Genomic DNA, 25,601 nt, shown 5'->3' on the forward strand with positions numbered 1-25,601 from the left:
GACAAAAGAGTTCACGGGAACTCATGGCTGTTGGTCGGAGGGGATTTTTTTTGCCACTTGAAAGCCGGAATGAAGCCGCTGTTTCAGTCGATGAATGTCCGGTTAAGCCGCGCCAGTAACCCTCCCAATTTCCGACGGTCCTCGTCTGACCAGTCCTTAAGCAGAAGGGAATACCGGTTTTTGCGCGCTGTTCTCGTCTCAGTCAACTGACGCATCCCCTCATCGGTGATTTGGAACAAACTGGCGCGGCCGTCCTCCGGATTAGGCAAGCGCTGGACGAGACCTTTGGCTTCCAGGGCTGCCGTCTGCCTGCTGACTGTGGAAATATCCAAGCGGAATTCATCAGCCAAAGCCTTGACACCGACAGGCCCCTGCATCTCAAGCTGCCTGAGAAGAAGATAAGCGGAGCGATCCAGGCTGCCCACATTGCCGGCAGCTACGGCACGGCGAACGAGAATGGCAACTTCATATTCGATCAAGCCGATGATGTCTTGTTCTTGTTCCAACGCCCATATCCCCTTACATGATGGTGATTCATACCGCATCAATACAAATGTACCGCATTCGTTCGCCGGATTTGAAGCATCCGTTTCCAACAATGTTGGAGACACACCATTGACAAATCAAGAGATCGTTGTATAATCCGGTACATATATATACTTGTATTATACAACTAGATTGACAGCTCTTGCAAAATGCGAATGATTGGAGGATCGTAAATGAATGTTGACTCTCAGGTAACAGGCGGAAAAATTCAAGCCCCCAGCGCTTTTTTCAGCCAGCCAAAGGCGGTATGGGCTGTAGCTTTTGCTTGTGTGATTTCGTTTATGGGCCTGGGGCTTGTCGATCCCATTCTTCCGGCGATTGCAGAAAAGCTGCACGCTACACCCAGTCAAGTTTCCCTGCTGTTTTCCAGCTATCAACTGATTACCGGGTTGGCGATGTTAATCACCGGCGTTATTTCCAGCCGAATCGGGATTAAATGGACCTTGTTGGCAGGCACTTTCCTGATTGTGGTGTTTTCCATGCTGGGTGGCTTATCGGGCAGCATCGGGGAGCTTGTGGGGCTGAGGGCCGGTTGGGGGCTTGGCAATGCTTTGTTTATCGCGACGGCGCTCTCCGCGATCGTCGGGTTAGCCAGCGGCGGAGCGGCCAAAGCCATTATTCTGTACGAAGCCGCCCTTGGCTTGGGCATCGCTGTTGGTCCATTGCTGGGAGGGGAACTGGGTTCGATTTCGTGGCGTGGTCCGTTTTTGGGAGTGGCCGTGCTGATGACGATGGCGTTCCTCGCCATTCTCTTCATGCTGCCAGCACTGCCGAGACCAAACATCCGCACATCGCTGCTGGATGCATTCCGGGCGTTGCGTTATCCTTCGCTGCTGACGTTGGGGATTACGGCATTATTTTATAATTTTGGCTTCTTCACCTTGATGGCATACACGCCTTTTGTGATGAAACTGGATGAACATGGACTCGGGTTTGTTTTCTTCGGCTGGGGTGTTTTGTTGGCCGTTACCTCTGTATTTGTGGCTCCCAAACTGCAAAAACGATGGGGTACCATCCGTTCGATTTGCATCATGCTGTTCTTGTTCGCGATGACGCTGCTGGCAATGGGAATCTGGACGTCGTCCCTCGCCACCGTTATCGCCGCAGTCGTCATTGCCGGGGCGTTCCTGGGCACGAATAATACGCTGATTACCACCGCGGTGATGGTGTCCGCCCCGGTGGAACGCTCCACGGCTTCGGCTGCCTACAGCTTCATCCGGTTTGTATTCGGCGCTGTCGGTCCATGGCTCGCGGGCAAATTGGCGGAGTGGTTCAACCCGCATGTTCCCTTCTACGTGGGCGCTCTTGCCGTCGTCTGCGGTATTTTGACGATCGTGATCGGGCGCAAACACCTGCAGCATATCGATGCTGCCGCTATGCATTAAAAACCGTCACGCATCTCTTCGCGGGTAATCGCGTAGATGTTGTGGTCCTCCCATATGCCGTTGATCTGCAAATACCGGAGGGACATCCCCTCATAACGAAAGCCGGCTTTCTCCAAAACGCGAATGGAGCCGACATTGCGCGGCATCACGGCGGCCTGAACGCGATGAAGCCCGGCTTCCTCAAACGCGAAGGCGACAGCTTGTCTCACCGCTTCCGTCATGAGTCCTTTGCCGTTATGCTGCTGATCCAAAAAATACCCGATCGTCGCATTCTGCCAGGCCCCCCGCACAACGTTGGACAAGGCGACGCGCCCGATCTGTTCGTGGGTTCCCGCCAGGAAGATGCCAAAGGCATACGCCTTGTCCTCCTCCCAATCGCGCCGGGCGCTTTCGATCTGCTCCAGACATCCCTGCAGGGTAAAATGGGAAGCGGGTCGGATCGGCTCATAGGGCTGCAGGAAAGACTGGTTGCGCAGACGCAGCTTCCACAGCGCCTCGGCATCCTCCTTCGTCAGCGGACGAATAGTAATGTTTCCATGCTCGGATGTCATCCATTTTCCTCCCTTCCAGTTGGAAAAGCATGCTATATTCTAACACTTTTTGTGAGGGAGTGGGGAAGAAATCGTGATTCTTATCTCCCCCTGTTGCCACCCGGAGTGGAATTTGGTACAGTTAAAAGCAATTACATACTCTGGCTTCAATAAATAGAGGTGCGCGGCGGATGAGTACTTTTTTCGCAACAAAGGGCGGGGACCCTGAAAAAAGGAAAGGCCAATGCGCCGAAGTTCCGGTCGATTCCCCGGGCGGCCGGCGCTGGGATGTGCGTGAACAACGCCCGTCCTGTCATGAAAGGGTACTTTCGTGGAGCGCTATTTATGAATTGCGAGGACGGCAATGAGTATGGCGACCCCAGGCTCGTTGCATTTTTTTTAGCATCCCTTCCAATGCCGGGGAAGGGGAGAAGATGAGGAGGATACGATCATGAACATGATGAATGCGCAAGAAATTATCTCGTTTATCCAAAAGTGCGAGAAAAAAACGCCGGTGAAAGTCCATGTCAAAGGGCGTCTGGAGGGGATCGACTTCGGCGCCAACACGAAAAGCTTCATCTCCGGCGGAGTGGGCGTTCTGTTCGGTGAATGGAAGGAGATCCAGCCTGTGCTGGAAGCGAACCGGGACAAAATCGACGACTATGTGGTGGAGAGCGATCGCCGCAACTCGGCAATCCCGCTGCTGGACACCAAGGAGATCCAGGCGCGGATCGAGCCGGGGGCCATCATCCGCGACCAGGTGACCATCGGCAACAACGCCGTAATCATGATGGGCGCCGTCATCAACATCGGGGCGGTGATCGGGGAAGGAACGATGATCGACATGAACGCGGTCGTCGGCGGCCGCGGCACCATCGGCAAGAACTGCCACATTGGCGCAGGGGCGGTGATCGCCGGTGTGATTGAGCCGCCGTCCGCACAGCCGGTAATCATCGAAGACGATGTGCTGGTCGGCGCCAATGCCGTGATTTTGGAAGGAGTCCGCGTCGGAAAAGGGGCCGTCGTGGCAGCCGGAGCGGTGGTGATCGAAGATGTGCCGCCCTATGTGGTCGTGGCGGGCACGCCTGCGCGCGTCATCAAGCAGATCGACGAAAAGACCCGATCCAAAACGGAGATCAAGCAGGAGCTCCGTCAACTGTAAAGGCAGCGCGGCCGCTGAATGGAAAGGAGCTTGACGATGTCGCTTCAGCAGTTTGTACAGATCCGGCGTGACCTGCATCAGATTCCCGAACCCGGGTTTCAGGAATACAAGACGCAGCGCTATCTGCTTGATTACATCGACACCCTGCCGCAGGAACGGCTGGCCATCCAGACATGGCGGACGGGGATCCTGGTGAAGGTGAGCGGCACCAATCCGCGCCGGATGCTGGCCTGGCGGACCGACATGGACGGCTTGCCGATACCGGAAGAGACTTCCTATCCGTTTCGCTCCGTCCATGAGGGGTACATGCATGCGTGCGGACATGACATGCATATGGCGATTGCCCTCGGCATTCTGACACACTTCGCCCATCATCCGCTTGCGGACGACCTGCTGTTTATCTTCCAGCCGGCGGAGGAAGGTCCCGGCGGAGCAAAGCCGCTGATGGAGAGCGAAGCGTTTGCTTCCTGGCGGCCGGACTGCGTGTTTGCCCTGCATATTGCCCCGGAATATCCGGTTGGCACCATCGCAACCCGGCCGGGTATCTTGTTTGCCAACACCTCCGAGCTGTTTATCGAGCTGACGGGGAAGGGGGGGCATGCCGCCTATCCCCACCGCGCCAACGATATGGTGGTGGCGGCGAGCCATCTGGTGACGCAGCTGCAGACGATCGTTTCCCGCAACATCGACCCGCTTGATTCCGGCGTCATCACCATCGGCCGCATCGAAGGCGGCACGAAGCAGAATATCATCGCGGAAAAGGCGCGGATCGAAGGAACAATCCGAACGCTCTCCCTTGAGTCGATGAAAAAGATCAAGGCCCGCATCGAGGCGCTGGTTCAGGGGATCGAGACGGGGTTTGCGTGCAGCGCCACCATCGACTACGGCTCCAATTACTGCCAGGTATACAACGATCCGGCTTTGACCGAGGAGTTTATGCAGTGGGTGCAGGAGAAGAGGGACGTCACGTTTGTCAGCTGTACGGAAGCCATGACCGGTGAGGATTTCGGCTATTTCCTCGCAGAGATTCCGGGCTTCCTGTTTTGGCTGGGAGTCAATACACCCTATGGCCTTCACCATGCCAAAATCGAGCCGGACGAGCAGGCGATCGAAGTCGCCATCCGGCTGGTTACCGATTATCTCAGCTGGAAATCGGGTCAAATGTAACAACAAGAAAGGGATGCCTCGCAAAAAGGCATCCCTTTCTATTGTTGAGTGCGCCGTTTCTCTTTGATCATCATCCAGGCCACGCGCAGATGGAGCAAAAGATCCTCCCGTTCCTTCTCATTCAAATGAAGCAGATCTCCATCGAACTGGAGCGCGCTTTCCTCCTTGATCAGCTGATGCAGGTCACGCGGTTTGTAAGCAGGCGGCCCGGCCGCAGCATCTTGCTGCTCCCGGGAAGACGGCGAGGGGGAAGCTTCCGCCATTCCCGCATGCTCGGTCCGACCGAGCAGGTAGTCAACCGATGTCCCGAAGAAAGTGGCAAGCGCAAGCAAGGTCTCATAGTCAGCCTGGTTGTCGTTCGTTTCATAGCGGGCGTAGGTGGAACGGTTAATCCCGAGCTGATCGGATAATGCCTGTTGGGATAATCCTCGTTCGTGCCGCAGCTTCTTTAACCGTTCACCAACCGTCACGACTGACCACCTCCTGGACTCATTATAGGTGACAAAAAATCACAATGAAAGCGCTGTGTAAAAAGCTCACAAAAGCTGTTGATTGTGACAAATCATCACTGTATACTTGCGTTAGATTATCACAAGGCGGTGTTGCGATGAAACGGAACCATTGGCTTGTGACCGAAAGGGAGAAACGGAAGATGACGCAGGAGAGGGTGGCGGAATTGGCGGGAATCGAGCGATCCTATTACACCAAAATCGAGAACGGGACGGTGCCGAGCGTCAAGGTGGCCAAACGTATCGCAAATGTCTTCGGCATCGATTGGACCCGTTTTTTTGAATCGGACGCCGATCGGTGAAGGCGTACGACAGGAGGAGGAAGGAATGGTTACAGGAGACAAGCCCCAACAATTCCGAAAACAGCCGCAACCAGCCAACATCGTGGAACTGCCTGTCAAAGTCGATATCGTCGACGGAGCCGATGGCCTGGAACTTTACGAAATCGTGTTTGCCCTGCAGGTAGCGGCACAGCATCTGCGTTCTTCCGACACGTTTCGCGCCAGATACCTGGAGCGGCTGGTAATCAAATATCAAACCATACAGCAGAACCGGCTGCAGCAAATCAAACAATATTTTCAGGAAAAGTGGAAAGATGATCATTCCCACAACCATGCCCGCATAACCAATAGTAAGCAGGAAAATCAAGAAACCTTCCCATGATTCAGCGCGCTTTTCCAACCGATCCGGTGCCTCCCGGGAAATGGAAGTTATGAACAACCCTGTGTATAAGTGATGCGATTTTTGTCGGATTTCGCCTGTGGATACTGTGGATTTTGTGAAAAAATGATCGGGATGACCACAACTATTTGCCACCTGATGCGTATAAGTATATGAGACAAGAAAACGGAACGAATGATCCACAATTGCGGAAAGGTTAATGGAGGACTGCAAGATGAAGAAGAGATGGACGACTGCGCTGATCACGTTGGCAATCGCTGGTGTGGCTACCACCGCCATTGGGGATGGGCAGCTGAGAATATCCATGGGCGCCGACCGCATCAATTCGGAATTACCGGCGTCGGAAGCAAATGCCGTTCAGGAACTGGTAAACAAGCTGGGCGGATTTACCACCTATGACCGGAAATCGGGCAGGATGACGGTGGAGAAGCCAAAAGTGAATATTCTGATTCTGGAAGGGATCCAGCAATCCAGAAACAAAAACATTGTCTTCACCAATCCGATCAAAAGCTACACGGACAAGGATGTGCCCAGAAGCTTCGGCGTGTTTGTAGAAGTGGATCAGGCTCCGGAGGCAAGGCAGCTGGAGATGAAACTGGTGTTGATCGGACCGAACGGCAAGGAAGTAGAGGAAGGGAATAAACTGACTTATTCCACCAAGAACGGGACCTCCTTTTATTTCTCCCAGCCGTTCATTTCGACCAAACTGAGTCAATTCGGCACCTATAAAGTGCAGCTCCTGATGAGATCGGAGAAATACAAGGACTATGTCGTCGTTGGGGAAAACAGTTTCACCGTCGGCAGATAACCACCCGCCATCGGCATGCACGGACGCCGGCTGCGTGCATGCCACGTTTTGGCATGGGTTGCAATCGGTTTCCTCCTGGTTGGAAACGTGGTATAATGTAGTCACAAAAAGGATTTCTTTTGCATGCCAGTTTTTTTAGAAAGGAAAGATGGGAGCGAATGAAGAAAAATCCCGCACGTTCATCCACAGATGTCGAAGGCCCTAGTATACGGATTGCCTGGAAAGATGAGCAATCCCTCTTGGCCACCTGGCACATGACAGACGGATTCCGGCAGGAAGTGGAGCGCCAGTTCGCCATCCCGTTTGCCGAACTGCCGTTTGTCCTGCGGCTGTATGACGTGACAGACCGCCTGGAAGTCCGCAATGATGGCATGGACTCCTACACGGATTTTGACATTAACCATCACTCGTCGGAGTGGGTGCTGTACGGTGTCACGGACAGTTCCGCCTATTGTGTCGATCTGGGAATACGGATGATTGATGGAAGATTTTATTCGCTGTCGAGGTCAGAAATCATCGCACCAGCTTCATAACTGGATGGCATATGGAAAAAGTTCTCCCTCGGGGAGAACTTTTTTTTCATCATTTTCTTAAGGTTTGCGTGGTTGAAAGTATTGTACCCGTTTGTTAAAGAGATGCAGCTCTCCTTTAAATTCCTTTGCCAAATAACGGCAAAACTCGTTCGCCTTCCCCTTGTCGCCGTGGGTGGCGGATTCCGGCAGGGCGATCTGGATGTAATGCTTTTCCTGGTCGTTTTCCTGACGGGAACCCACACCGACAATGATGGTTTTATAGGATTTGGGATCTTTCCCGCGCAGCAGGAACCAGGAATCCTTGCCTTCGGGTCTTTCCTCTATAACATAAGGGAACGCTGCTTCATCATATGCCCAACCTAATTGCTGACCGGTTTTCTTCGTCATCTCCCTGTAGCGGACAAGCTTCTCCTTCACATCCGCAAGAGAAGCCTGCGGGACCGTGGAACCTTCAACAAAATAGATATAGGCAGATTGCATATTCACTTGGACGTTCACTCCCATACGCGACAATCTTCATTCCTCAGAATAGTGTAGCACTCCTGCCTTTCTTTGACAACTTGAAGGGGAGAAACCGGAAAGTCGTTGCGCTTGTTTTCAGAAAAGTGTACAATAAATTAAAAATTTTAATAATTTAACGCGAAAAAACATGCTGGGAGAGTGTGCACATGCAAGCCGGATCGGTTCGATTGGTATATGAAACGTTGAATATGCTTCGTGCCATAAACGTTGTAAATAAAGAGGATTGGGAGAGGGCAGCGAAAGAGGCGGATCTGGATTCCTCCGTCCAGTTGAATATTCTCTGGATCATTTACTGTTATGAAGGGGTGCGGGTCACGCAGATCGCCGATTGGACATTCTGGCACCCGTCCTCCATCGTCATTCACATCAAAAAGCTGATGGAGAAAGGACTTGTCGTCATCGAGAAGTCGGAATTGGACGGTCGGGTTGTCCATGTGTATCCGACACAGGCAGGCAGGGCGGTGATCGAGAAGAGTCGGCAGAATGTTCCTGCCATTTTTCGCCTGACGTACGCGCTGGAGAAGCTGGAGGAGCGCTACAGCCCAGCGGTTGTGGCTCTCTTTTTCGAATGTTTGGCATTTCTGGCGCAAACCCTCCATGGGGGAGACAAGGTGCGCTGGATCCAGGAGAGCGAGGATCGGCTGCCTTTGGGTGAGCATCAGATCAGCTAGCAAGACATGTCGTCCCGGTTTCAAGGTATCGGGACTTTTTTTATGGACGGGTCGAATAAGATGGTCAACGGACGGAAAAAGTAGGGAAACAGGCAAAGAGTCGTGACGCAGGCGGGAAAGCATGATAAGCTAAGGGAACAATCTGAATTTTCGAGAAGAATGGGAGTGATTGCGATGGAACGCTATGACAATCTGTACGACGTAACGGAGACAGCCCAGGTTCGATTCATAGGGCTGGCTTCCGCTGAGACGCGCCACGACTTCGGGATTGTCTTCACCCAACGGTTTTATGGCAAACCGCTGGTCATCTGTCTGCAGACCGGGCAATCCACCCTTCTTAGTTCAGAGGATGAAATTGATCCCCAATTTTTGCTGAAGCGGTTTCGCTTGCAGTCGCTGGAAGAGGCGGAAGCGCTGGCGCAGTACTTGCGGGAGCATTTGCCGTCCATGCCGTTTGCCGATCAATATTGAGGAAAATCCATGGAAAAGCAGGCACACGTATGGCATTCGTCAGCGGGAATCGGCGCGGTTGTTATCGTGCACGGGACAGGGGAACATCACGGGCGGTATGAGCATGTGGCCCGGTTTCTCAACGACAGGGGGTTTCATGTGTGGGCGGGCGATCTCCCGGGATGGGGACGGTCAGCAGGCCTCAAGGGACATATCGAGTCGTTTGACGATTATTTGCCGCCGGTTGCGGCATGGATCGCGGCGGCCCGCCGGGAACTGCCCGAAGGCTCGCCGGTCTTTCTGCTCGGCCATAGCATGGGAGGGCTTGTAGCGGTGCGGTTTGTGCAGCGCTTCCAGGGAGAAGGGCTGGACGGCCTCGTTCTCTCCTCTCCGTGCTTGCGTCTGAAAATGGCGGTCCCCCGCTGGAAAACGGAGCTGGCCGTCCTGCTCGACCGCCTGTGGCCGAGGCTGCAGATGGCCAACGGCATTGCGCCGGAGATGGTAACCCGTGACGCCATGATGCAGGAACGGTACGGAGCCGACCCATACGTATACCGCAAAGTAAGCGTCCGCTGGTACAACGGGCTGATGAAAGCGATGGAACAAGCATGGCAGGAGATGCAGAACATCCGGATCCCGCTCCTGGTGTTGCAGGCGGGAGACGATCAGCTTATCGATCCGGCAGGCGTCGCCCGCTTTGTGGAGGAACTCTCCCTGCCGGACAAGACGTACATCGAATATCCGGGTTTGTATCACGAGGTGTTCAACGAGCCGGAACGGGAGAGGGTATTGGCGGATCTCGCTGCCTGGCTCGAGAAGCACGGCCCATGATGTGTGAATGTGACATACTAAATCGTCAGCGATGTGTACAAAAAGGCGGGTTTCCGTATGGGTCCGTCTTTTTTCTGCTCACATTTAGGTATTGACGTTAATTATGTATCATAATATCATAAATATGACATCATAAATGAAGAAATCTGTCTCTCTATAAACATTTTTGACATTCTGCATCCGGAGGGGATTGGCTGTGGGCACCATTGTATGCCAAAACTGTGGGGCGATTCTCGAACATTTTGAATCGAACCAGGTGAAAACGCTGTATGCCGTCTGCGACTGCGATTGCAGCAGACTGGAGAAAACAGACAACGAATAATTCCCACTGCCCGACTCTTCCCGAAAGTCGGGCTTTTCTTCTCGAGCGCCCGTCAGACGAATGGGTAGGGGAAATGATCAGGCCCAAATGGAAAGAGGCTTCCCGATGAAGAATCTCGGGGAAGCCTCTTCGCATGATGCGGATCAGCCGGAGATGGCGGCTTGCCGTTTGACCACTTTTACCGTTTGCAGCGTCTCGTCTTCCGGCCCCTGAACCGGGAGTCCGGCCCGAATGTTTTGCTGGATGTATTCGATATTCTCCTCGGTGATCACTTCACCCGGGAGGAAGATCGGGATGCCGGGCGGATAAACCATGATGAATTCGGTGATGATCCGACCCGCTGATTCCTTGAGCGGAACGCTTTCCGTCTCCGCATAGAAAGCGTCGCGGGGAGATAGGGACAATACCGGGATTTTGGGCAGGGAGATGGTCGGCCGTTCTTCCGCCTGCACGTGGGCGAATTCCACGGCGAGATCGCGCAGCGCATTGACCAGCGCCTGGATCGTCTCCTCCGAATCCCCGGCCGTCACCAGGCAGAGCACATTGTACAGATCGCTCAGCTCCACTTCGATCCGATGCTTCTCCCGCAGCCAGTTTTCCACTTCCCATCCCGTGATCCCCAGGTCGCGCACATGGATCAGCACTTTCGTCGGATCGAGGGCATAGGTGGCCGGTTTCCCGAGAATTTCCGGTCCGACGCAATACAGGCGGGGGATCTGGTTGATTTGCTCGCGCGCCATATTGGCGAGCCGGATCGCCCGTTCCGCCATCATGTGTCCGTTCAGGGCGAGATGCTGGCGAGCCATGTCCAGGGATGCCAGCAGGATATAGGATGTGGAGGTGGTCGTCAGCATGCTGAGCACCGTTCTGACCCGATCGACGTCAACCAGCCCTTCCCGCACATTGAGAATGGAGCTTTGCGTCAAGGAGCCGCCCAGCTTGTGCACGCTGGTGGCAGCCATGTCGGCGCCGGCCTGCATTGCGGAGATCGGCATCTCTTCATGAAAATGGATGTGCACGCCGTGCGCTTCGTCCACCAGCACGGGCACTTCATGGTTGTGCGCGATGCGCACGATCTGCCGCAGATCGCAGGCAATGCCGAAATAGGTAGGATTGATCACCAGCAGCGCCGCCGCATCCGGATGCTGTTCCAGCGCTTTTTCAACGGCTTTCGGCGTGATGCCGTGCGAGATGCCAAGCCGTTCATCCATGACCGGATGTATAAAGACAGGGATGGCGCCGGCGAAAATGATGGCCGCCATGACGGATTTGTGCGCATTGCGCGGCACGATGATCTTGTCGCCGGGTTTGCAGGTGGCCATGATCATCGCCATGATGGCGCCGCTTGTCCCTTGAACCGAAAAAAATGTATGATCAGCGCCGAACGCCTCAGCGGCCAATTCCTGCGCTTCCTTAATCATCGCCTTTGGATGGTGAAGGTCATCAAGCGGGGCGATGTTGATCAGGTCGATGGACAATGCGTTTTCCCCGATGAATTCACGAAATGCCGGATTCATCCCCAGGCCCTTCTTGTGGCCGGGAATATGGAATTGAATCGGGTTTCGTTTTGCATGTTCCAACAGTCCGGTGAACAACGGAGTTTTTGCTTGTCTCAAGGATGATCGCCTCGCTTTGCCAAAGAGAATAACGGAGGGTAAAACAAACAAATTGAGTATAGCAAAAACGCGGGGGAAAGCAAGGGGATTTTTTGCCGTCATATCCTGGCATGTGCAGGAGTTGAGCGGGTGAGACGAGAAGTGAGTAAGAGGAGGTGTTGGCTCGTGAAAACGCGTGTCACAGAACTGTTAAATATTCGCTATCCGGTCGTGCAGGGAGGCCTCGCTTATCTGGCCTATGCCGAGCTGGCGGCGGCGGTCTCCAATGCGGGCGGATTGGGACAAATTACCGCCATGTCGCTGCCTTCTCCGGAAGCCCTGCGGGAGGAGATCCGCAAGGTGCGTACCATGACAGAAAAGCCGTTTGGCGTCAATTTTGCCATCGGACAATATAACCGGCCTTATGAGCATATGCTGGAGGTTGCCTTGGAAGAGGGGGTCAAAGTGATCTCGGTTACCGGCGGCAATCCGGAGCCGTTCATCAGAAGGCTGGACGGGCATGATGTCAAGAAGCTGGTGCTGGTCGCGGCGGTCAGACAGGCGCAGAAAGCCGAGGCGATCGGGGCCGACGCCGTCATGGCGGTGGGACAGGAAGGCGGAGGTCATCTGGGGCGGGATGACATCGGCACCTTTGTGCTGATTCCCCGAGTGGTGGATGCCGTGAAGATTCCCGTGCTTGCCAGCGGCGGGATCGGCGATGGCCGCGGGATCGCTGCCGCCCTAGCCCTGGGAGCGGAAGGAGTGGAGATGGGAACCCGCTTTATCGCCACACAGGAATGCGTCCATGCCCATCCTGCCTACAAGGAAGCGCTCCTGCGTGGAACAGAGCATGATACGGCCGTGATCAAGCGAACCCTCGGCGCTCCCGCCCGGGTCGTCCGTACGCCCGGTTCGGACCGCATCTTGTCCATGGAGGCGGAAGGGGCCGGCTATGAACAGCTGAAAGAGTACATCAGCGGCGAGAGAAACCGCGCCTTCATCTACGAAGGCAATGCCCAGGAAGGGTTTGGCTGGGCCGGGCAGGTGATCGGCCTGATCCATGATGTGCCCACCGTGCAGGAATTGTTTGACCGGATGTTTGCCGAAGCGGAAGCGACGGTGGCCCGCCTGCGGAGCATTGCGGGAGGGGAAGGGTAAAATTGGAAAAAAGAACAGGCATCCGCGGCTCAACCGCAAGCGGACCTGTTCTTTTGCATATATTTGCATATATATGAGATGACTCCCCCCTATCTGGAGGAGGTGGATACGGCCGGCCGTGCAAGATGGTAAACCCGGGAAAGGACGGCAAACGTTTCTTCCAGCTTGGCCAAAAGGCGCGGGCCATCCGTCAAAACCGGATCATGCCGGTCGATGTTGATGCCGCACAGCAGCTCCGCTTTTTTCACCTTCTGCAGCCGGTCGGCCAGCTTCAGGACGCCGTCCCTGCCCAGTTCGGCTTGCCGCGTGCTGTCCGGCAGCGTATGATCGGCAGACCAGCGGAAATCATCGGGAACGATCGTGAGAATATCGTCAATCTGCCGCTCGATGGCTTGGCCGACCTGTTCCTTGACCGGCGATTCATAAATCACCGCATACCAGACGAACAAATGGGTCCTCCACAAGCCAACCTGGAAATGGGGATGCTTCTTGTATCCGCGTTTGTCATGCGCCCACGCTACCCAGGTATCGTCGGGCGGGTTCACCGTACGCCGCGCATGTTTGGCCACATGGGCAAACATCTCGCTGCCCGTCGAGGCGGAGAGCATCGGCGCAAAATGGCCGCCCAGCCATTCCAGTTTGGGGCGGATGACCGACTTGATCGCGTCCATCCGCTTGTCCAACCCTTCCACCGCAAAGACATCAAAATCGCTTTGCTGAAACCCCCGGAAAGAGGTCATGGCACAATCACTCCTTTATATGCAGGACTTTGTCACGATCTGCGCGTTCAGGGACAACACCGGCGATACGCCCGTGCTGCTAATCCCCCATATCATACCATAACTTGCCTGCAAAAAAAGATGGGAGCCATGTCAAAAAATTCAGGTAGATAAAATTTCAAAAAAATCGGATAATAATGGTACAGCATCATACGGCGTGAGGAGGTTTATTGTCACGAAAAAAGGGAGGCGTACAGAAAACAAAATTCGTGTTGAGGGAATAGCAAAAGTGCAGTGTGAATAATATGATATACCACTCACCCCTCAGCCACTGCCGTCTCATCAGTCAGAGCATTCAGGGAAAAGGGGGGTACCCATGACAGCACTCAATCAATTGGAGTACTGCAACGTAGCCGTTTGGTTGGATCGACCCACTCTCCACGAATTGATGCAGGCATTGGTGGAAGCTGGACTCGACGTGACCTGGAAGGAATCGAAGAAGCAGCTGTGCCTTCAGGTGCAGACCTCGGACGGCGGCAGCATCCTGACATTTCATCGCATCAATGGCTCCTTCAAGTTTGATGAATGCGATTATGCCGTTCGTGACCTCCGTCTTGCCGTTGTGCTTTACCGTTTCATCGAGCATGCCAAGGGACACGCGATCGTCAAGATCATTCAGGATGGGCAGATTGTCGTCAAAAACATTCGTTATGGAGAGGCCGTGAGGATAGTTGAAATAAAAGGAGCTGAGAAAAAAGTGATTTACGAAAAAGCCTGCAGTGTAACCATGGATCAGGTGATCGCGGCGTTGAAGAGACGGGATGCGGAAGAAAGGATCCCGGTGCTTCGATTGGAGCTGGACTACGAGTTGGCTACCCTGTACGATGCCATCCAGGCGCAGGATAAAGCGCAAATGAAACGGTCGAAGGAGCGGCTGAAACAGCTCCGCCGCGAAATGCTCCTGCTGGAAGCATAAAGTAGCGTAAACATAGGAGGATAGGGAAGTTGAGCATGGATCAAGCGCATAGGTTTACGGGTTAGAGGCGACGCTCTCGGTTATCGGGTGGTGTCGCTTTTTTCGTTACAAGTGCAACTACGGCTCTGCCATCGCCAGAGCTCGGCAGTCGCCGAGTTTTCTTCGTCCTTTTTTGCGGCTGTTTCCCATGCTATGATGGGGCTTGGGAGGATTGGGTATGTGGAAGTGGCTTTACCAGCGCCTGGGAGAGGCGTTTGCCGGCTTTGACGTGGAGGAGTGGTGGGGGATCGCGGACCCCTTTGAGCGGATGATCGGAGCGATCCTGGTTCAAAACACCACCTGGACCAATGCGGCCAAAGCCCTGGAAAACCTGAGAGCGAACGGGCTTCTTACCCCGCAGGCGCTCGTCTTTGTGCCTCACGAGGAGCTTGTTCCGGTGATCCGCCCCGCAGGATTTCAGACAAGCAAAGCGGCGGCGATCGCCCGTTTATCCAGTTGGCTGCGGGAGAAGCAGGGTGTTGCAGCCATCAAGGGCGCTGCGATCCCGACCGAAACGCTGCGGCAGGAGCTTCTCGCCCTGAAAGGAATCGGGGAGGAGACGGCGGATACCATACTGGCGTATGCGTTTGATCGGCCGACGATTTCGGGGGATGCCTATACCCGCCGGCTGTATGAACGTCTTACCGGCGCTTCCCGGAGCTATGCCCAGATCCGCAGCGCCATTCTTGCCGAACTGACCGACCCAGACGATCTGAAACGGCTGCACGGCATGATCGTCGAGCATGGCAAGGCATTCTGCCGCAAGCAGGCCCCCCGCTGCGAAACGTGCGTCCTGCTGCCGGACTGCTTGTATGCCAGGCAGAACGGAGCAGTTTTTGAGGGAGGGAACCATTTGAACTAGGTCCCGCGCGCGTGTACAATAGGAGGGGTAAGCATTTCGCCTGAACCGGAAAGGAAGAAACAGAATGCAAGCAATCCTATCAATGATTTCGCTCCCGGTGGTTGTGCTCGCCTTGCTTGTCCTGAATCTGCTCATGTTCATCCTGGTGGTGGCAGCCATGATTCGGACAAGCCGCATGCAGCGAACGCTCAAACGGCTCTTTGCCGGCGTCAGGGGGGAGAATCTGGAAGCGGGCCTCCTGCGCCTGCTGGATGAAATGGATGAGTGGAAGCGGAAGCAAGCCGATCAGCAGTTCCAGCTAAACCGCCTCGCCCAGAAGGTGTCCAGCCAATGCGCCAACATGGCCGTGATCCGGTACAATGCCTTCGGCGACACAGGCAGCGACCTGAGCTTCTCGCTCGCCCTGCTGGATGATGCCCAGAACGGCGTGGTGATTACCAGCATTTACGGACGGGAGGAATCGCGTACATACGCCAAGCCGGTGGAAGCGGGCAGGTCCGCCTATCACCTGTCGGAAGAAGAATTAACGGTGATCAAGAAGGCGTCGCAAAAATCGGATAAGACAAGTCGGATTTCCTAAGAAACGGGAGATATCCCCACATCGGCTGCTGTTCTTTTTGGGAGAACACGGCTGAATGCGGATATTTCCCGTTTTTGCGTGATTCCTCCGCTTTTCTCCCGAGACTTTTCATGTGCCCTTGTGTATAATAATGAATGTGGATAGTTGTTGAAATCCTTAAAGTAGGTGATTCGCCTTCATTACCCAAATCGATGTTCGATTGTCGGGGCAAGGCCAGGTACTGCAGCGATCGTTTGTTGACACTTAGCCCGTCTCCTTGGTTGACCGATGCCTGTGTGAGCCGGTTCTGACCGGTGGGTTTGGCAATAAAGGAGAATTGAGGCGATAGTTATGGCACAGCGTTTAGCCACCAATTACGCGAGCGCCTGTTTCACCATGAGCGAGGAAGAGCTTGACCAGTTCGTGAAGCTCTTTGCCAATGAAAACATCAAGGTACAAGTGAAAATTTGCGATAACGGAGACCGGGACATCATTCTCGTCGACAAAAGCGGCGAGATCCAGCTGAGCTTCCAGCGCAGCGGCAATCGCTATTCGTGCGAAAGTTCCTATTTGATCAAGGACCTGCAGCTGGCGAATGCCATGCGCAAAGCGATGAAGAAGTTCAGGGGACATGCGGTTGTACACCGCATTTATGACCATTTCACCGTTGTGTATCATTACGATGAAGGCTCGGTCATCAGCATTCACGAAGTGACCGAGGACGGGGAAGTCTCCATTTTCGAAAATCACGGGCAGGATTTGAAGAAGGAGCTTGAATGCTTGTTCAACCAGAAGGGTGCGGAAGAACAAATCGCCATGATCCGCAGCGAAACGGACAAGTGGCTGGATTTGCGTAATTGGGCGAAAAGGGTTGCCCCGCAGCAAGTCTCGTCCATTGATGAAAGATTGGCCGAGTTGGCACGCCGTCTGGTCATGCTGGAAGCGTGATCAGGCGAGCGGCAGGAAGAATGGGTGCAGTGCAGCGCCCATTTTTCTTTTTTGCCAAGATTTTATTGCGAAAGGGTATTGTCAATTCGCCCGAACCATGTTATTTTTGATTTCGTTGGAAAAACAGGATTAGGAACCAGGATTCACTTTAAAGGGTGGATAACATGAGGGAAACCGCCCCCGTTAGTGAATGACGCAGGTCCTAGCGATGTTTCATTACTACACTTGCTAGGAAGGGGGAACCGAAAGATGGAATACTCAACTTTCGGAAGACACGTTGCCATTGACACATGGGGAGTGCAGTTCGATTTACTCAATGACGCAGAATTCTTGAAGAAAGAAATGATTGAAGCCGCTGAAGCCTGTGGGGCTACGGTTCTGGGTGTACAGGCAAAGCAATTCTCTCCACAAGGAGCGACCGTTCTGGTTCTTCTCTCGGAAAGCCACTTATCCATCCACACGTATCCTGAGCGCGGTTTTGCGGCTCTGGATTGTTACACCTGCGGGGAAACCGTTGATCCCCAAGTGGCGATTGACTACATGGTTTCTATCCTGAAGCCGGAAAGGGTATACGCGAAAAAATTGGTTCGCGGTACCGGCGAACTGCAGGTCACGGAGCCGGAAGTGAAAGTACCTGAAGCAGTGAAGAGTTAAAGAGGTGCAGATGCACCTCTTTTTAGCGTTTGACAAAGGAGGAGAGGGCGCCAGACACCCTCTCCTTTTTTCCGGGCCTGAAACGGCGCAGATACGCGATTAGCCGGTCTCTTACCGGAACGGCGCGGTAACGGTGCGCCCCAGGTCTCTGATCAAAGCGCCAAAGTCGCTGGCCGCATTTGTCAAATTTCCCGCTACCGTAGTCGGCCCGCCCATGAACGGCGCGGTGCCATTCCTCATGGTGCCGTATCCAGCTGCGCCATATCCGGTGCCAAATCCCGTGTTGCCAAATCCCGTGTTGCCAAATCCTGTGTTGCCATATCCGGATGTGTGGCCATATTGGCTCCGGAAGGCGTGGTGGATGTTCTGGATGCGTGTCAGCATCCGCTTGTCAGAGGTGACTCTCACTTGATGGCTTGGCGCCACCGCGTGTGCGGCTGCATACACCTTTTTCTCGATCGCCCGCCTGTGGGTCGGACTGGCCGTGTGACGGATGTTGACGCCCACTACCGCATCATTGCCGTATACAATCGCCGTTGCGCCTTCCACACCGGGGACAGCGTCAGCCGCCCGGGCGATCCGGTCAGACAATTGATGATTGTAAACGGTTGTTCCGTAGGTGCCGTAGCCGGTCATGCCGTGCCCGGATCCGGTGTGATCCATCATCCGGGTACCCGGCGTTCCGTAGGTCATGGCATTGAAGTTGGCAGGTGTGCGCCCCGCCTGATAAGTGGTATTTTGCGTGTGCGGCCCTCTGTGGGGTCCCACCGCATTGCTCCAACCACAAGCAGTCAGGGATGTGACAAGCGCGACAAGGGTAAGCGGATAAATCAGCTTTTTCATGTGTGTTAGCCACCTCCGTTATCTATTGTGTGACGGAGGAATGGTCGCTACTCAGGGAGTCATCACCAGATCATTGGCCGAACGTATCTGTGTTCGAAACTTGCCGTTGTCCAAGCGGCAGCAAGCTGTTACTATAGAAAGGATGCATTTACACCGGGAGGACAAGATGAAACGTCAAGATATACGAAACATCGCCATTATTGCCCACGTCGACCACGGCAAAACCACGCTGGTGGACAAGTTGCTCATTCAGGCGGGCACCTTCCGCAGCAATCAGCAGGTGGAAGAGCGGATGATGGATTCCAACGATCTAGAGCGGGAGCGCGGCATTACCATCCTCGCCAAAACCACATCCGTCCGGTATGGCAGCTACACCATCAATATTCTGGATACGCCGGGCCATGCCGATTTCGGCGGCGAAGTGGAGCGGATCATGAGCATGGTGGACGGCGTGCTGTTGATCGTTGACGCCTTTGAAGGCTGCATGCCACAGACCCGCTTCGTGCTGCGCAAGGCGCTGGAAGCCAACGTCACCCCGATCGTCGTCGTCAACAAGATCGACCGCGACAATGCCCGTCCGCAAGAAGTGATCAATGAAGTGTATGATCTGTTTATCGATCTGGATGCTACCGAAGAGCAGCTCGATTTTCCGATCGTGTACGCATCCGGGCTGCAGGGCATCGCCGGCATGGCGCCGGACAAGCTGGAAGGCGATCTCAAACCGCTGTTCGATACCATTATTTCGCACATTCCGGCACCGGAAGCGGATGAAGAAGCGCCGCTGCAGATGCAGGTCACGATGCTGGATTACAACGACTTTCTGGGCCGCATCGGGATCGGGAGGATATACCGTGGCGTGATCAACGTGAACGATCAGGTGGCCGTTGTGAAGCGCGACGGTTCGATCAAACGGATGCGCGTCCAGAAGCTCTTTGGCTTCAGCGGGCTGCAGCGCGTGGAACAAAAAACGGCCCGCGCCGGCGACATTATCGCGCTGGCCGGTTTGGAAGACATCAACGTCGGGGAGACGGTCTGCCATCAGGATCATCCGGATCCGCTGCCGCTGTTGAAAATTGACGAACCGACGCTGCAGATGACCTTCCTGGTCAACAACAGCCCGTTTGCCGGACGCGAAGGCAAGCATGTCACCTCCCGCAAGCTGCGGGACCGACTGTTTGCCGAATTGGAGACGGATGTCTCCCTGCGCGTGGAAGAGACGGATTCGCCGGATGCGTTTATCGTCTCGGGTCGGGGGGAGCTCCATCTCTCCATTCTGGTGGAGAACATGCGCCGGGAGGGGTACGAACTGGCGGTCTCCAAGCCGGAGGTGATCATCCGCGAGATCGACGGGCAGAAAATGGAGCCGGCGGAGCGCCTCATCATCGACGTGCCGGAGGAATTCATGGGCAGCGTGATGGAATCGCTCGGGGCCCGCAAAGCCGAGATGGTGAACATGATCAACAACGGCTTTGGCCAGGTGCGATTGGAGTTCATCATCCCGTCGCGCGGCTTGATCGGGTACAGGACCGAATTCCTGACGATCACGCGCGGGTACGGCATTTTGAACCATTCCTTCGACAGCTATCGTCCGCTTGTGCCGGGAGAAGTGGGCGGCCGTCGTGCCGGCGTGCTGATCTCCAGCGAGACGGGCACCGCCACCACTTACGGCCTGATGTCCGTGGAGGATCGCGGCATCATGTTTATTCATCCGGGAACGGACGTATATGAAGGGATGATCGTCGGGGAACACAACCGCGACAATGACCTGACCGTGAACGTCTGCAAGGAAAAGCACGCCACCAACGTGCGCTCGGCGACGAAAGAAGAGACGGTGAAGATGAAAACCCCGCGGATTCTCACGCTGGAAGAGGCGCTGGAGTATTTGAACGAGGACGAGCTGTGCGAGGTTACGCCGCAATCGGTGCGCCTCCGCAAAAAATACCTGACCAAATCGGAACGCGAACGCTACGAAAAACAAAAACGCTGGGAGGCGCAGCCCCAGGCATAGCCGCGCAGCGAGAGCGACAGCCGTCTGTTTCGGGACGGCTTTTTTGTGTCTGGCTGCATCCTTTTGACAGCGGAGAAAGCAATTGTTAAAGTAAACATGACAGTGATAAATTTGAGGTGAAACCTGTTGAAAATTGGATGTCATATCAGTGTCGCAAAAGGGTTGGAACAGGCGGTTCTGCGCGCGAAGGAACTGGGGGCGGAATCGCTGCAGGTCTTTACGAAAAACCCGCGCGGCTTGAAGCCGAAAAAAATTGACCACGCGGATGCAGCCAAGGGCGTGGCGCTCTTGAAGGAGCATGATCTGGAGCTGGTCTGTCACACGCCGTATATCACCAATCTCTCCACGCCCAAGGATGATTTGCAGGAAGTGACGATCCGTTCCATTCTGGAAGATCTCCATATCTCTGAAGCTTATGGCGCTGTCGGGGCGGTTGTCCACTGCGGCAAACATGTGGGCGAAGGGGAAGAGTACGGCATCAGGCGCATGGTTGAAACGCTTGATCTGATCCTGGAACAGTACGACGGTCCGGTGAAGCTGCTCTTGGAAAATACCGCCGGGCAGGGCTCCGAACTCGGCCTGACGATCGTTTCCCTGATGGAAATCAGAGGGGCTACCAAGCATGCGGAAAAGATCGGCTTCTGCTTCGACACCTGCCACTCCTTTGCCGCCGGCCAGTGGAACCTGGAATCGTTTGACCAGCTGGTGGAAGAGATGGAGCGCACCGGCTATCTGGAGCATCTGGTTGCCATCCATTTCAATGACAGCAAGGCCCCGTTTGCCAGCCAGAAGGATCGGCACGAAAAAATCGGAAAGGGGGAAATCGGCAGCGAAGCGTTGGCCAAGTTCCTTACCAGTGATAAATTTCAGCATCTTCCCGTCATTCTTGAAACGCCGGTGGATGATGAACAGGAATATGCGGAAGAGATGGTCTATCTGCACGAATTGAAACATGCAGGTTCGGCTGTCTGATCGGAAGGAGGGCGCATCATATGGAATGGTTTGAACTTGTCTCGCAATATCAACCGGCCGATCCTTCCGCGCTGACGTGGTATGACCAGCTGCGCATGTGGGCAGACCAATACCGGGCGTATGTAATCTTCGTGGAGCTGCTCGTCGTGTACTATCTCGGTTTTGCAACCCGCATCCGCATGCCGATCCTGAAGACCGTGTTCCTCTACATCCTGCTGTTCATCGGCGCATTGATTTTTGGGGTTCTGGATTGGAAGCTGCCGGTAAAAAGCTCGTTGTTCGTGGCTGTCATCATTCTCGTCCTGGTGCGTTTGCGCGCCAAGCCGGAAAACAGGGGGGACCGCGGATGAAGCTGGATGACGCGCTGTTCAACTGGCTGCAGATCAGAGTGGTGGCCGATGCCCGACCGCATGATCGCTCGGCTGCGGATACCGCCGATTTTTTTGAAGAGATTCTGATCCATGACCACCAGGTGTCGGCGCTGGCCTACGAGGCGGACGGCGACAGCTATCTGCTGCACTGCCGCGTCAATGGTGAGGCCCGGACACAGCGGTACGACCGGGAAAGGGTAGATGCCCTCCTGGTTGCCATCGAGAATGAGCCGAAATTTAATGAATAGCGATTGCAGACTGAAGGGGCGCGAATGAACATGATGAACCTGATTCGGAATACTTTGACGAACAAAGAAGGATTCATGATTTTTCTGCTGTGGAATCAACTGTGGATCGCGGCGCTGCTATCGATGTTTGAACATGTACCCTACCTGCCGATGGTCTCATTGGGGCTGCTCGTCACCCTGCTTGTTTCCCCTTACTACTTTATCAAAAAGAACAGCCGCTTGACCCGCTATCTGGTGGCTGTCGGATTTTTGTTCTATTCCATCTCGTTTGACCATTTTACCGACATTCCGGGGATGGCGTATCTGTCTTTCATCATCCTTGGGTTCCTGGCCGCCTATCTGGACTGGCAGCTGATCGTGGCCGCAGGAGCCGTGGAGCTGATCGCCACTCTCGTCGGCTATACGACAGGCTCTCTTCACCTGCTGGAAGGGGATCGGCCTGAGCTTGCCCTGCTGGTGAAGATCGTCTCCGTCCTGTTGATGATCGCGGGGCTTACCTATCTGTGCCAGTCCGGACAAGCCGCTCTGAGGCGGGTGGAAGCGGCCCGCAAGGAAGCGGAAGAGAAGGAACATCGCCTCCGAAACCTGCTGGGCGAAATCAAGTACGTCACGGAAAAACTGGACGCGACGTCCGCTCAGGTGCATGAACACGCGGAAGCGACCAAGCGCAATACGGATGAAATGATGGTCGCATTCCGGGAAGTGGCCACCGGGATGGAAGCCCAGGCCCATTCCACGGTCAAAATCGAGGAAGATGTCCAGTCGATCGACAGAGAGATTGAACACGTGAACACCCAGGCGAACGCCATGAAGGAAGAGGCGGAAAAGAACAACCGCCGCCTGGCCGCGGGCATCGAGATGATGAATGAGCTGTCCGTCCAGATGGAGCATATCGTGGAGACCGTGCGCGTCGCTTCGGAGACGATCTACCAGCTGAACCAACAGGCGGAAAAGGTGGAGCAGATCGTCGGCGCGATCAATCAGATTGCCAACCAGACCAACCTGCTTGCCTTGAACGCCGCGATCGAATCGGCCCGTGCCGGCGAACACGGACGCGGCTTTGCCGTGGTGGCGGATGAGGTGCGCAAACTGGCGGAACAAAGCGCCCAGGCTACCCAGGAGATCAGCGAAATCCTGCAGTCGCTGCACCACGAAAGCCAAACGGCCGTGGCCCATATGAAGAATGGGGAAGCCTCGGTGGCCAAGGGGCAGGAGCTGACGACCCAAACGTTGGCCTCCATTGGCAAGGTAAAAGCAGGCATGGCAGGTTTCATGGAAGCCGTCGGCATCGTGCTGTCCAGCATGGATCAGGTGAAGCGCCGTTCGGGTGAGGTAACCGGCGAAATGTCCAACATCACGCAAATCACGGAAGAGTCGGTCGCCAGCATGGAAGAGCTGTTTGCGACGGCTGAAACGCAGCATCAGAAGATCAATGAAATCTCCAGGGAGATCGCGCAGCTCAGCGACCTGTCCCACCAACTGCAAAAGTCCTTTCAGTAATCCCTTCCCGCCCGACTCGCAATCGGGCGGGATTTTTTTCTTTTTTCGCAAAAGCGCAAATGGTAGGATAAGAATCAAAATACTGTTTTCGAGAAAGGATGATCAAGGTGTCTTACGCCTATTTTGAAGGTGCCGTCGTACCCCTGGAAGAAGCGAAAGTAAGCATTGCGACCCATGCGCTCAACTACGGCACGGGTGTGTTTGAAGGAATCCGGGCATATTGGAACAAGGAGCAGAAGCAGCTCTATGTGCTGAAGGGACCGGAGCATTACGTGCGGATGGTGCAGTCCTGTCGGATCATGAAGATTCATCTGCAGGAGAGCATCGATGACATGATGAACGCGACGGTGGAGATCCTGCGCCGATCCGGATACCAGGAGGACGTCTATATCCGGCCGCTCGCCTACAAGGCCGATCCGGTGATCAAGGTGAAATTGAGCGGCATTCGGGATGCGTTCGCCATTTTTACCGTACCGCTGGGGGATTATCTGGATGTGAACAAGGGGCTGCACCTGGGGATCTCGCCCTGGCGCAGGCTTGATGACAACGCCATCCCGACGCGGGCCAAGGCGACGGGCAGCTACATCAACGCGGCGCTCGCCGTGGATGACTTGATCGAGAGCGGATTTGACGATGGCATCATGCTGACGCAGGATGGTCATGTGGCGGAGGGAACGGCGGCCAACCTGTTTATGGTTCGCGGCGGCAAGCTGATCACCTCTCCTGTCACCGATGCGATTCTGGAAGGGATCACGCGCTCCACCCTGCTTGAACTGGCGAAGGATGCGGGGATAAACGTGGAGATCCGAAGCATTGACCGGACGGAGCTTTATGTGGCCGACGAGCTATTCCTGTGCGGTACCGGCGTGCAGGTGGCCCCTGTCACCAGGGTGGACCATCGACCGGTGGGCAGCGGAGCGGCGGGGGAACTCACCTTGCAGCTGCAAAAGCTGTATTTCGATGCGGTACGCGGCAACAATCCGGCCTATCGCCACTGGCTGACGCCGGTTTATGCATAGAGTGAAATGGGACGTGCCTTTATTGCAGAAAAAGTTTAAGGAATGGCGTGATGGGGCCGAAGCGAGCTCCTTTGACGACTGACGCGGACATGGCCAACTTCTTCGCGGGTCGTCAAGAGAGCGAGCAGGAACCATCACCCATGACATAACCGACTTTGTAGACACACTGGACGTGCCTTCGGCTGGGTGCTGAAAGGGGGGATGGCATGGATCGGGTAGACATCAACTGCGACCTGGGAGAGAGCTTCGGCGCTTATCGGATCGGCAATGATGAGGAGGTGCTGCCGCTCATCACCTCGGCCAACATCGCCTGCGGTTTTCACGCGGGCGATCCGGGAACCATGCGCAGGACGGTCCATCTCGCGCTGGCACAAGGCGTTGCGATTGGCGCCCATCCCGGGCTGCCGGATCTGATCGGCTTTGGCCGCAGAAACATGGAGATCTCCCCTCAGGAAGCTTATGACATGGTGGTGTACCAGATCGGCGCGCTTGATGCGTTCGTGCGGGCGCAAGGAGGCAGGATGCAGCACGTCAAACCGCACGGCGCCCTCTACAATATGGCGGCGAAAGATGACAAACTGGCCGAAGCGATTGCGGAAGCGGTTTATAAAGTCAGTCCCGACCTGATCCTGTTTGGCCTCTCCGGCAGCGCATTGATCCGGGCGGGGGAAAAGATCGGGCTGCGGACGGCGAGCGAGGTGTTTGCCGACCGCACCTATCAGCAGGACGGCAGCCTCACGCCCAGACATGCTCCCGATGCCCTGATCGACGATCCGGTCACCGCGGCCCGGCAGGTGCTGAGAATGGTGCGGGAAGGAAAGGTGATGTCCCGGCAGGGAGTGGACGTTCCGATCACCGCCGAAACGATCTGTATCCACGGGGATGGGCCGCATGCCCTGCAGTTTGCCAGACGGATACGCGAGCTGCTGGAAACTGCCGGCGTAGCGGTCCGGGCTGTTGGTCTCGGGTGATGGCAGCGGCAGCCGCGACCTTTTTGACCATGGGATTGGATA

General features: G+C 55.1%; 31 protein-coding genes and 1 riboswitch. Of the genes, 24 read left to right on the forward strand and 7 right to left on the reverse strand.

The window, feature by feature from the left end; translation table 11 throughout:
- Nucleotides 1-83 precede the first annotated feature (83 nt).
- Nucleotides 84-506: a MarR family winged helix-turn-helix transcriptional regulator gene (locus tag G3578_RS00455; protein ID WP_241254387.1), complete on the reverse strand. Its 423-nt coding sequence runs from the start codon at nt 504-506 to the stop codon at nt 84-86.
- Between the two features lie 213 nt (nt 507-719).
- Between G3578_RS00455 and G3578_RS00460 the strand changes: the two genes are divergently transcribed.
- Nucleotides 720-1,931 (forward strand): MFS transporter, encoded by a 1,212-nt coding sequence (locus G3578_RS00460; protein ID WP_165207580.1) that lies wholly within the window; start codon nt 720-722, stop codon nt 1,929-1,931.
- Here the strand turns inward: G3578_RS00460 and G3578_RS00465 are convergent.
- Complete coding sequence (locus G3578_RS00465; protein WP_165207582.1) at nt 1,928-2,482, reverse strand: GNAT family N-acetyltransferase; 555 nt, start codon at nt 2,480-2,482, stop codon at nt 1,928-1,930. The genes G3578_RS00460 and G3578_RS00465 overlap by 4 nt on opposite strands.
- 146 nt (nt 2,483-2,628) lie before the next feature.
- Nucleotides 2,629-2,811, forward strand: a riboswitch (Lysine riboswitch).
- Nucleotides 2,812-2,912: 101 nt separating this feature from the next.
- On the opposite strand from G3578_RS00465, the gene dapD reads away from it, so the two are divergent.
- Nucleotides 2,913-3,623 carry a 2,3,4,5-tetrahydropyridine-2,6-dicarboxylate N-acetyltransferase gene (gene dapD, locus G3578_RS00470; RefSeq protein ID WP_165207584.1) on the forward strand — a complete coding sequence of 237 codons (711 nt, stop codon included), beginning with the start codon at nt 2,913-2,915 and terminating at the stop codon, nt 3,621-3,623.
- A 36-nt stretch (nt 3,624-3,659) separates the two neighbouring features.
- Complete coding sequence (locus G3578_RS00475) at nt 3,660-4,790, forward strand: N-acetyldiaminopimelate deacetylase (protein ID WP_165207586.1); 1,131 nt, start codon at nt 3,660-3,662, stop codon at nt 4,788-4,790.
- A 38-nt stretch (nt 4,791-4,828) separates the two neighbouring features.
- Here G3578_RS00475 and G3578_RS00480 read toward each other — a convergent pair whose 3' ends face one another.
- Nucleotides 4,829-5,260: a helix-turn-helix domain-containing protein gene (locus tag G3578_RS00480; protein ID WP_165207588.1), complete on the reverse strand. Its 432-nt coding sequence runs from the start codon at nt 5,258-5,260 to the stop codon at nt 4,829-4,831.
- A 137-nt stretch (nt 5,261-5,397) separates the two neighbouring features.
- Between G3578_RS00480 and G3578_RS00485 the strand changes: the two genes are divergently transcribed.
- The 4 genes from G3578_RS00485 to G3578_RS00500 all read left to right on the forward strand — a co-directional run bounded on the left by G3578_RS00485 (nt 5,398) and on the right by G3578_RS00500 (nt 7,321).
- Entirely contained in the window at nt 5,398-5,601 is a 204-nt protein-coding gene (locus tag G3578_RS00485) for a helix-turn-helix domain-containing protein (protein WP_165207590.1), read from the forward strand.
- A 25-nt stretch (nt 5,602-5,626) separates the two neighbouring features.
- The gene (locus G3578_RS00490; RefSeq protein ID WP_165207592.1) at nt 5,627-5,962 is read left to right on the forward strand and encodes a hypothetical protein; all 336 of its coding nucleotides are present in this window, start codon (nt 5,627-5,629) and stop codon (nt 5,960-5,962) included.
- 232 nt (nt 5,963-6,194) lie between these two features.
- The gene (locus G3578_RS00495) at nt 6,195-6,788 is read left to right on the forward strand and encodes a hypothetical protein (protein ID WP_165207594.1); all 594 of its coding nucleotides are present in this window, start codon (nt 6,195-6,197) and stop codon (nt 6,786-6,788) included.
- A gap of 158 nt (nt 6,789-6,946) precedes the next feature.
- Nucleotides 6,947-7,321 carry a DUF4912 domain-containing protein gene (locus G3578_RS00500; protein WP_165207596.1) on the forward strand — a complete coding sequence of 125 codons (375 nt, stop codon included), beginning with the start codon at nt 6,947-6,949 and terminating at the stop codon, nt 7,319-7,321.
- A 57-nt stretch (nt 7,322-7,378) separates the two neighbouring features.
- Here G3578_RS00500 and G3578_RS00505 read toward each other — a convergent pair whose 3' ends face one another.
- A complete protein-coding gene (locus tag G3578_RS00505) occupies nt 7,379-7,807 on the reverse strand; it encodes a DUF1885 family protein (RefSeq protein ID WP_165207598.1) in 429 nt (142 codons plus the stop codon).
- A gap of 182 nt (nt 7,808-7,989) precedes the next feature.
- Here G3578_RS00505 and G3578_RS00510 point away from each other — a divergent pair, with 182 nt between their 5' ends.
- From G3578_RS00510 to G3578_RS00525, 4 genes are all read left to right on the forward strand, one after another.
- Entirely contained in the window at nt 7,990-8,514 is a 525-nt protein-coding gene (locus G3578_RS00510) for a MarR family winged helix-turn-helix transcriptional regulator (protein WP_165207600.1), read from the forward strand.
- 174 nt (nt 8,515-8,688) lie between these two features.
- A complete protein-coding gene (locus tag G3578_RS00515; RefSeq protein WP_165207602.1) occupies nt 8,689-8,985 on the forward strand; it encodes a DUF3055 domain-containing protein in 297 nt (98 codons plus the stop codon).
- Nucleotides 8,986-8,994: 9 nt separating this feature from the next.
- Nucleotides 8,995-9,795 (forward strand): alpha/beta hydrolase, encoded by an 801-nt coding sequence (locus G3578_RS00520; protein ID WP_165207604.1) that lies wholly within the window; start codon nt 8,995-8,997, stop codon nt 9,793-9,795.
- Between the two features lie 196 nt (nt 9,796-9,991).
- Complete coding sequence (locus G3578_RS00525) at nt 9,992-10,117, forward strand: GapA-binding peptide SR1P (RefSeq protein WP_165207606.1); 126 nt, start codon at nt 9,992-9,994, stop codon at nt 10,115-10,117.
- 143 nt (nt 10,118-10,260) lie between these two features.
- On the opposite strand, the gene G3578_RS00530 is transcribed toward G3578_RS00525, so the two are convergent.
- Nucleotides 10,261-11,733, reverse strand: a complete 1,473-nt coding sequence (locus G3578_RS00530; protein WP_165207608.1) for an aminotransferase class I/II-fold pyridoxal phosphate-dependent enzyme — start codon at nt 11,731-11,733, stop codon at nt 10,261-10,263.
- Nucleotides 11,734-11,898: 165 nt separating this feature from the next.
- Between G3578_RS00530 and G3578_RS00535 the strand changes: the two genes are divergently transcribed.
- Nucleotides 11,899-12,870 (forward strand): nitronate monooxygenase, encoded by a 972-nt coding sequence (locus tag G3578_RS00535; RefSeq protein WP_165207610.1) that lies wholly within the window; start codon nt 11,899-11,901, stop codon nt 12,868-12,870.
- 89 nt (nt 12,871-12,959) lie between these two features.
- Here G3578_RS00535 and G3578_RS00540 read toward each other — a convergent pair whose 3' ends face one another.
- Complete coding sequence (locus G3578_RS00540; RefSeq protein ID WP_165207611.1) at nt 12,960-13,610, reverse strand: YktB family protein; 651 nt, start codon at nt 13,608-13,610, stop codon at nt 12,960-12,962.
- Between the two features lie 355 nt (nt 13,611-13,965).
- On the opposite strand from G3578_RS00540, the gene G3578_RS00545 reads away from it, so the two are divergent.
- The 5 genes from G3578_RS00545 to speD all read left to right on the forward strand — a co-directional run bounded on the left by G3578_RS00545 (nt 13,966) and on the right by speD (nt 17,627).
- On the forward strand, nt 13,966-14,565 hold the full coding sequence (locus tag G3578_RS00545; protein ID WP_165207612.1) for a hypothetical protein: 600 nt from the start codon (nt 13,966-13,968) through the stop codon (nt 14,563-14,565).
- 217 nt (nt 14,566-14,782) lie between these two features.
- Nucleotides 14,783-15,466, forward strand: a complete 684-nt coding sequence (locus G3578_RS00550; RefSeq protein ID WP_165207613.1) for an endonuclease III domain-containing protein — start codon at nt 14,783-14,785, stop codon at nt 15,464-15,466.
- Between the two features lie 64 nt (nt 15,467-15,530).
- Nucleotides 15,531-16,046 carry a DUF4446 family protein gene (locus G3578_RS00555; protein ID WP_165207614.1) on the forward strand — a complete coding sequence of 172 codons (516 nt, stop codon included), beginning with the start codon at nt 15,531-15,533 and terminating at the stop codon, nt 16,044-16,046.
- A 330-nt stretch (nt 16,047-16,376) separates the two neighbouring features.
- Nucleotides 16,377-16,973 carry a hypothetical protein gene (locus G3578_RS00560; protein ID WP_165207615.1) on the forward strand — a complete coding sequence of 199 codons (597 nt, stop codon included), beginning with the start codon at nt 16,377-16,379 and terminating at the stop codon, nt 16,971-16,973.
- Between the two features lie 249 nt (nt 16,974-17,222).
- On the forward strand, nt 17,223-17,627 hold the full coding sequence (gene speD, locus G3578_RS00565) for an adenosylmethionine decarboxylase (protein ID WP_165207616.1): 405 nt from the start codon (nt 17,223-17,225) through the stop codon (nt 17,625-17,627).
- A 111-nt stretch (nt 17,628-17,738) separates the two neighbouring features.
- Here speD and G3578_RS00570 read toward each other — a convergent pair whose 3' ends face one another.
- Nucleotides 17,739-18,470: a YhcN/YlaJ family sporulation lipoprotein gene (locus G3578_RS00570; RefSeq protein ID WP_165207617.1), complete on the reverse strand. Its 732-nt coding sequence runs from the start codon at nt 18,468-18,470 to the stop codon at nt 17,739-17,741.
- A 166-nt stretch (nt 18,471-18,636) separates the two neighbouring features.
- Between G3578_RS00570 and typA the strand changes: the two genes are divergently transcribed.
- The 7 genes from typA (at nt 18,637) to G3578_RS00605 (ending at nt 25,559) form a co-directional block, all read left to right on the forward strand.
- Nucleotides 18,637-20,478 carry a translational GTPase TypA gene (gene typA, locus G3578_RS00575; protein ID WP_165207618.1) on the forward strand — a complete coding sequence of 614 codons (1,842 nt, stop codon included), beginning with the start codon at nt 18,637-18,639 and terminating at the stop codon, nt 20,476-20,478.
- A 126-nt stretch (nt 20,479-20,604) separates the two neighbouring features.
- Nucleotides 20,605-21,450: a deoxyribonuclease IV gene (locus tag G3578_RS00580; RefSeq protein ID WP_165207619.1), complete on the forward strand. Its 846-nt coding sequence runs from the start codon at nt 20,605-20,607 to the stop codon at nt 21,448-21,450.
- 20 nt (nt 21,451-21,470) lie between these two features.
- On the forward strand, nt 21,471-21,800 hold the full coding sequence (locus G3578_RS00585; RefSeq protein ID WP_165207621.1) for a YlaH-like family protein: 330 nt from the start codon (nt 21,471-21,473) through the stop codon (nt 21,798-21,800).
- Nucleotides 21,797-22,069, forward strand: a complete 273-nt coding sequence (locus G3578_RS00590) for a hypothetical protein (RefSeq protein WP_165207623.1) — start codon at nt 21,797-21,799, stop codon at nt 22,067-22,069. Before G3578_RS00585 ends, G3578_RS00590 begins: the two co-directional genes overlap by 4 nt.
- A gap of 30 nt (nt 22,070-22,099) precedes the next feature.
- Nucleotides 22,100-23,569: a methyl-accepting chemotaxis protein gene (locus tag G3578_RS00595; protein ID WP_165207625.1), complete on the forward strand. Its 1,470-nt coding sequence runs from the start codon at nt 22,100-22,102 to the stop codon at nt 23,567-23,569.
- Between the two features lie 98 nt (nt 23,570-23,667).
- Complete coding sequence (locus tag G3578_RS00600) at nt 23,668-24,588, forward strand: branched-chain amino acid transaminase (RefSeq protein ID WP_165207627.1); 921 nt, start codon at nt 23,668-23,670, stop codon at nt 24,586-24,588.
- 206 nt (nt 24,589-24,794) lie between these two features.
- On the forward strand, nt 24,795-25,559 hold the full coding sequence (locus G3578_RS00605; protein WP_165207629.1) for a LamB/YcsF family protein: 765 nt from the start codon (nt 24,795-24,797) through the stop codon (nt 25,557-25,559).
- Nucleotides 25,560-25,601: the final 42 nt, after the last annotated feature.

This window comes from Brevibacillus sp. SYP-B805 (assembly GCF_011059135.1).
Classification (GTDB): Bacteria; Bacillota; Bacilli; order Brevibacillales; family Brevibacillaceae; genus Brevibacillus_F.